At 63.7% G+C, this 1,224-nt stretch carries 2 protein-coding genes; both read right to left on the reverse strand.

The genetic code is table 11. The features are described 5' to 3' along the window. Nucleotides 1-1,030, reverse strand: a 1,030-nt coding sequence (locus tag E4099_RS32150) for an acyl carrier protein (protein WP_280923538.1), incomplete at its 3' end; no start/stop codon positions are given. Then, nucleotides 1,017-1,224: acyl carrier protein (locus E4099_RS34725; RefSeq protein WP_245245360.1), on the reverse strand; the 208-nt coding region annotated here is incomplete at its 5' end. The genes E4099_RS34725 and E4099_RS32150, both read right to left, overlap by 14 nt.

Consider the following 1,224-nt stretch of genomic DNA (forward strand, 5'->3'; position numbering starts at 1 on the left):
CCCCCGACCGCAACGCCCCACACGCCATATGCAACGTCACCAACGACGACGAACACCCCGTATCCACCGTCAACGCCGGACCCTCAAGCCCCAACACATACGACACACGACCCGACACCACACTGCCCGCATTCCCTGTCCCGGCGTATCCCTCCAACTCGCTGCTCGACATGCTGCTCAACACCAGAAAGTCATGCGCGGCTATACCCGTGTACACACCGGTGCTGCTGCCGTGGAGGCCGTGGGGGTCGATACCGGCGTTCTCGAAGGCCTCCCAGGCGGTCTCCAGGAGCAGCCGCTGCTGCGGATCCATCGCCAAAGCCTCACGCGGACTGATCCCGAAGAAGTCGGCGTCGAAATCCCCGGCGTCGTAGAGGAAGCCACCCTCCCGTGTGTAGCTCGTGCCGGAGTTATCCGGATCCGAGTCAAACAGCGCTTCGAGGTCCCAGCCCCGGTCGGTGGGGAACGCGCCCAGCGCGTCACGGCCCTCGGCGACCAGGTCCCAGAGCTGGTCCGGGCTGGCCACTCCGCCGGGGTAGCGGCAGGCCATACCCACGATCACGATGGGATCGTCCGACTGCTCGACCACCGCGGCCGACTCCGCCACCGCGACCTGATCGCCCGATAGCTCGGCCAGCAGATGACCAGCGAGGCCATCAGCCGTCGGATAGTCGAAGATCAACGTCGTGGGTAGCGACATCCCCATCGTGGCACTGAGCTTGTTACGCAGCTCCACCGCCGTCAGCGAGTCAAAGCCGAGTTCGTTAAAGGGCCGGCTGGCCGGAATCGCTTCAATTCCCGAGTGGCCCAGGACGCTTGCGGCGAGAGCGCGGATGTGCTGCGTCAGAAGCTGATGCCGCTGAGCCGGCGTCCCCCCAACCAACTGCTTCCGCAACGGACTATCCACCTCACCAGACACCCCCTCATCAACCAACCCAACCAACTCCGGAATCTCCCCCAACAACGCAGAAGAACGCTGCGCCGTAAACGTCGACGCAAACAAACCCCAATCAAAATCAGCAACCGTCACCACACCACCCCCACCACCCAAAGCACCCTCCAACACCCGCAACGCCAAATCCGGCCGCAACGACCTCAACCACCGCGACCTGATCGCCCGATAGCTCGGCCAGCAGATGACCAGCGAGGCCATCAGCCGTCGGATAGTCGAAGATCAACGTCGTGGGTAGCGACATCCCCATCGTGGCACTGAGCTTGTTACGC

This window comes from Streptomyces palmae, from assembly GCF_004684805.1.
In the GTDB taxonomy this organism is placed as follows: Bacteria; Actinomycetota; Actinomycetes; order Streptomycetales; family Streptomycetaceae; genus Streptomyces; species Streptomyces palmae.